Here is a 6000-nt window from a genome sequence, read left to right on the forward strand (position 1 = left end):
GGCCCGTGGCCTGCCGGGGACGTCGATCGCGTGGGGTGTGTGGAACACGCGTGATTGGGATGCGGTGGACGCGGTGATGGATCAGGCTCCGGGTCGGGTGACGCCGCATCGGTTGCTGCGGCAGGGGATGAACTTCCTGGATACCGATCGGGCGTTGGCGGCGTTGGGCGAAGTCTTGGCGGATGATGAGACGTTCATCGCCGTCGCCGATGTGGAGTGGGAGAAGTTCGCGCCGGTGTTCACGGCGGCGCGTTCGCGTCCGCTGCTGGACACGATCCCGGAAGCCCGGGAGGAAACGGTTGCGGGTGAGGAGCGCGGCGAGTTCGCCGCCCGGCTGGCCGGAATGACGCAGCCGGAACGGCGGCGGACGGTGGTCGAGCTGGTGCGCTTGCACGCGGCGGCGGTGCTGGGCCACGACACCACGGACGAAATCGTCACGTCTCGCGCCTTCCGGGAGCTGGGTTTCGATTCGTTGACGGCGGTCGAATTGCGCAACCGGTTGAATTCCGCGGCGGGGGTGCGGTTGCCGTCGACGGTGGTCTTCGACCACCCGAGCGCCGCCGCGCTCGCCGAAGAAGTCCTCGCCGAACTGTTCGGAGCCGGAGCCGAGGAGAGTGTTCCCGCGATGGCGGGCGCGGTCTCGAACGAGCCGATCGCGATCGTGGGCATGGCCTGCCGTTATCCGGGTGGGGTCCGTTCTCCGGAGGAGCTGTGGGAGCTGCTGGCTTCCGGCGGCGATGCGATCGGCGGCTTCCCGACCGACCGCGGCTGGAACGTCGACGCCCTCTTCGACCCGGACCCGGACGCCGATGGTACGACGTACGTGACCGAAGGCGGGTTCTTGGCCGGGGCGGCGGAGTTCGACGCGGGGTTCTTCGGGATCAGCCCGCGTGAGGCGTTGGCGATGGATCCGCAGCAGCGGTTGTTGCTGGAGACGTCGTGGGAGGCGATCGAGCGGGCCGGGATCGATCCGCGGTCGTTGCACGGCTCGCCGACGGGTGTCTTCGTCGGCGCGGCCGCTTCGGGCTACATCGGCGTGCTGGGCGCCGAAACCGGCGCGCAGGCCCACCTGATCACCGGGAACGCCTTGAGCGTGTTGTCCGGCCGGGTGTCGTACGCGCTGGGCCTGGTCGGTCCGGCGGTGACGGTCGACACGGCGTGTTCGTCGTCGTTGGTGGCGTTGCACCAGGCGGTGCAGGCGCTGCGCTCGGGTGAGTGCACGGTCGCGCTGGCCGGTGGTGTCACGGTGATGGCGGACCCCGGAGAGTTCGTGAGCTTCTCGCGGCTGCGGGCCCTGGCGCCGGACGGCCGGTGCAAGGCGTTCGGCGACGGCGCGGACGGCATGGGGATGGCCGAGGGCGTCGGCATGCTGGTGCTGGAGCCGTTGTCGGAGGCCCGCCGCTCGGGGCACAAGGTGCTGGGCGTGCTCCAGGGGAGCGCGGTCAACCAGGACGGTGCGTCGAACGGTCTGACCGCGCCGAACGGTCCGGCACAGCGACGGGTGATCCGGGCGGCGCTGGCGGCCGCGGGCGTGTCGGCGTCCGATGTGGACGTCGTGGAGGCGCACGGTACCGGCACCGAGCTAGGCGACCCGATCGAGGCGGGCGCGGTGCTGGCGACCTACGGCCGCGAGCGGCCGGAGGACCGGCCGCTGTGGCTCGGGTCGATCAAGTCGAACATCGGCCACTCCCAGCAGGCCGCCGGGGTCGCGGGTGTGATCAAGATGGTGCTCGCGTTGCAGCACGGTTTGCTGCCGAAGACGTTGCACGCGGAGACGCCGTCGTCCCACGTGGACTGGGAGTCCGGGTACGTACGGCTGGTGCAGGAGCCGATGGAGTGGTTGCCGTCCGAGCGACCACGTCGGGCTGGGGTGTCTGCGTTCGGGATCAGTGGCACCAACGCGCACGTGATCGTCGAGGAGGCGCCGGCCGACGCGGAGACGCTCGTCGAGCACGTCGAGGCGGTGCTGCCGGGGCTTGCTCCCGCGTGGGCGCTGTCCGGCCGCGATGCCGAGGCCGTGACCGGTCAGGCGCGCCGGCTCGCCGACCACGTGCGGGTCCGGCCGGACCTGCCCGCAGCGGACGTCGCGTGGTCGCTGGCGACGACGCGAGCCGCGTTGGAACACCGGGCCGTCGTGCTCGGGGGCGACCGGCTCGCGGGACTGACCGCGGTGGCCGCCCGCCGGCCCACGCCGGCGGTGGTCACCGGTTCGGTGCCGCCCAACGGTGTCGGGCGGACGGTGTTCGTGTTCCCGGGTCAGGGCAGTCAGTGGGTGGGGATGGGTCGTGAGCTGGCTGAGGTGTCGCCGGTGTTCGCGGCTCGGTTGGCGGAGTGTGCGGCTGCTCTGAAGTCCTTTGTGGACTGGGAGTTTGCTGATGTGTTGGCGGGTCGTCATGGTTTTGAGGCTGCGGATGTGGTGCAGCCGGCGTTGTGGGCGGTGATGGTGTCGCTGGCGGCGGTGTGGGAGGCGGCTGGTGTCGTTCCCGATGCGGTGGTGGGGCATTCGCAGGGTGAGATCGCGGCTGCGGCGGTGGCGGGGATCTTGTCCCTTGAGGACGCGGCCAAGGTGGTTGCGTTGCGGAGCAGGGCGTTGACGGTGTTGGCGGGTCGTGGCGGAATGGTGTCGTTGGCCGAGTCGGTCGTTGCGGTTCGGGCGCGGATCGAGTCCTTCGGCGGGCGGTTGTCGGTGGCTGCGGTGAACGGTCCGTCGGCGACGGTGGTGTCCGGTGATGCCGATGCGTTGCGGGAGCTGGTGGCCTCGTGCGGGGAGTTGGTTCGCACGCGGGTGATCCCAGTGGACTATGCCTCGCACAGTGCGCATGTGGATGAGTTGCGCGACGAGGTCATGACTGTGTTGCGGGGGATCCGGCCCGGTGAGGCGCGGGTGCCGATGGTGTCGGCCTTGACAGGAGAGTGGGTTTCGGGTTCGGAGCTGGATCCGTCCTATTGGTATTCGAGCCTGCGGGCGACGGTGGAGTTTGATCGGGCGGTCCGGGTTCTCGGTGAGTCCGGGCACGGGGTGTTCGTGGAGGTGTCGCCGCATCCGGTGCTGACGTCGGCGATCGAGGCGCCGGTGGTGGTCGGGACGTTGCGGCGCGACGACGGCGGCGCCGAACGGCTGCGGACCTCGTTCGCCGAGGCGTATGTGCGCGGCGTCCCGGTCGACTGGGTGGCCGTCCACGGCGGCGGGTCGGCCGTCGATCTGCCGACCTACGCCTTCCAGCACCGCCACTACTGGCCCGACTCGGGCTCTCGTCGGCCCGACGGCGAAGCCACCGGGGTGGAGGCGGGCTTCTGGACCGCGGTCGAGGACGGAGACGTGACCGCGCTCGGCGAGTTGCTCGGTGTCGATCCGGCCGAGGTGACCTTGGACGCGGTGACCGAGTGGCGACGCCGTGAGCGTGCCGGATCCTCGGTCGCGGGCTGGCGCTACCGGGTCTCGTGGGTGCCGGTGTGCGGCTCGGGTGGTGTTTCGGGCACCTGGCTGCTCGTCGGGGAGAGTCCCGACGCCGCCGTGATCGCCGACGCGCTCGAGTCGGCCGGCGCCGATGTGGTCCATACGACGTTGGCCGGCTTCGAGGTTCCCGCGGACGTGAGTGGTGTGGTGTCCTTGCTCGCTCTCGGCGAGCCGGCCGCCGACGTGGTTTCGACCGGTGTGACCGGCACGGTGGCTCTCGTCCAGGCCCTCGAACGAGCCGGGGTGACGGCCCCGCTGTGGGTGCTGACGCGAAGCGCGGTCCAAGCGGTCGCCGGTGATCCGGTGCGGCCCGCTCAGGCGCAGGTCTGGGGCCTGGGTGTGGTGTCCGGACTCGAACTGGCGGATCGGTGGGGCGGGCTGGTCGACTTGCCGGCGGTGCTGGACGGCGAAGCCGCTGCTCGGCTCGCGGCGGTTCTCGGTGGTGACGAGGACCAGGTCGCGCTGCGCACCGGCGGCACGTTCGCCCGGCGGCTGGTGCGCGCCGGACGTCCGGTCGAGCGGAAACCGTGGTCTCCGCGGGGTTCGGTGCTGGTGACCGGCGGGACGAGCGGGGTCGGGGCGATCACGGCCCGGTGGATCGCCGGGCGGGATGCGTCGCGGGTGGTGCTGACCAGCCGTTCCGGTCCCGGCGCCGACGGGGTTGCGGCGCTGACCGCTTCGGTCGCGGGGACCGGTGCGGCGGTCGACGTGGTGGCGTGCGACGTCGCCGACCGCGTCGCCGTCGAGAACTTGTTGGGACGCATCGATTCCACGGGCCCGGAGTTGTCTTCGGTGGTGCACTCCGCCGGCGTGGGCGACCACAAGCCGGTGCTGGAGCTCGCTCCCGCGGACCTGTCGCGGTTGCTGTCGGCCAAGGTCGGCGGCGCGATGGTGCTGGACGAGCTGACCGCGAGCCGCGATCTCGACGCGTTCGTGCTGTTCTCCTCGGGCGCGGGTGTCTGGGGCAGTGGCGGATTGAGCGGTTACGCGGCCGCCAACGCCCACCTCGACGCACTGGCCGAGGATCGCCGCACCCGTGGGCTGGCCGCCTCGTCGGTCGCGTGGGGCTTGTGGGCCGGGGTGGGCATGGCGGCGAGCACCGGTGGCGAGCGGTTGCGCGGCTTCGGCATGGAGGGCATCGACGCGCGGCGGGGCATGCTCGCGCTCGGTCAGGTGCTGGACGCGAACGAGGGTGCGGTGGTGGTGGCCGGGTTCGACTGGCCGCGGTTCGTCCCCACCTTCACCCTGCACCGCCGCAGCCGCTTCCTGGCCGACTTGCCGGAGGTCCGGGCCGCCTTGGCCGCGGATGCCGCCGAGACCGACGGCGATGGCGAGTGGGCGTCGCGGCTGGTGGGAAAGCCGGTCGCGGAGCAGCGGCAGGTGCTGACCGAGCTGGTGCGCGGCCACGCGGCCGCGGTGCTCGGGCACACCTCGGCCGAAGAGGTGCTGCCGCGGCGCGCGTTCAAGGACCTGGGCTTCGATTCGGTGGGAGCGGTCGAGTTGCGGAACCGGCTGTCGGCGGTGGTCGGTGTCCGGCTGGCTACCACGATGGTCTTCGACCACCCCAACGCGGCCGCCCTCGCGGAGCAGCTGCGCCGGGAACTGGTACCCGACCAGGCCGGGCCGGACGGCGATCCGGAAGAACTGGCCTTCCGGGCGGCGCTTTCGGGCATTCCGCTGGCCCGCATCCGCGAAGCCGGCCTGCTGGACCTGTTGCTGAACCTCGCTGAACCCGGGCAAGACCGAAGGGAGACCGGATCCATCGACGAGCTGGGCGCCGAGGACCTCATCCGGATGGCCCTCGACGGCAAGGACTCCTGACCCCACCTCGTTGATTCGGAGCGCATCATGGAAACGACCAACGAAAAGCTCGTCGAAGCGTTGCGGACCTCCCTCAAGGAGGTCGAACTGCTGCGGCAGCAGAACACCGCGCTCCAGGCGGCGTCGGGTGAACCGATCGCGATCGTCGGCATGGGCTGCCGGTTTCCGGGCGGCGTGACGGGCCCCGAGCAGCTGTGGGACCTCGTCGCCGCCGGCGGCGACGCGATCGACGAATTCCCGGTCGACCGCGGCTGGGACGTCTTCGAAGCGGAGTTCGGCCGAGGCCAGACGTACCGGCGCGAGGGCGGGTTCGTCTACGATGCCGGCGAGTTCGATGCGGGTTTCTTCGGGATCTCGCCGCGTGAGGCGTTGGCGATGGATCCGCAGCAGCGGTTGTTGCTGGAGACGTCGTGGGAGGCGATCGAGCGGGCGGGGATCGACCCGAACTCGCTACACGGGTCCTCGACCGGGGTGTTCGTCGGCGCGAACACTTCGGGCTACAGCTCCGTGTTGCCGGTCGACGACCAAAGCCTCGACGGCTACCGGTTGATCGGTGCGGTTTCGGCGGTGGTCTCGGGCCGGGTCTCTTATTGCTTGGGGTTGACCGGGCCCGCGGTGACGGTCGATACGGCGTGTTCGTCGTCGTTGGTGGCGCTGCATCAGGCGATGTCGGCGTTGCGGGCTGGTGAGTGTTCGTTGGCGTTGGCCGGTGGGGTGGCGGT

Annotated in this window: 2 protein-coding genes (1 of these 2 running past the window's edge); both read left to right on the plus strand. The window is 71.0% G+C overall.

What is annotated here, in order from left to right; all coding sequences use genetic code 11:
- Nucleotides 1–5278 carry the end of a type I polyketide synthase gene (locus ACZ4TR_RS36360; protein WP_465292576.1) on the plus strand. 12740 nt of this gene lie to the left of the window's left edge, so the window shows 5278 of its 18018 coding nt (coding positions 12741–18018); its start codon lies off the left edge, out of view; the stop codon is at nucleotides 5276–5278.
- A gap of 24 nt (nucleotides 5279–5302) precedes the next feature.
- On the plus strand, nucleotides 5303–6000 hold a 698-nt coding region (locus ACZ4TR_RS36365), incomplete at its 3' end, for a beta-ketoacyl synthase N-terminal-like domain-containing protein (RefSeq protein ID WP_465292578.1).

Source organism: Amycolatopsis sp. NPDC028719, from assembly GCF_055565395.1.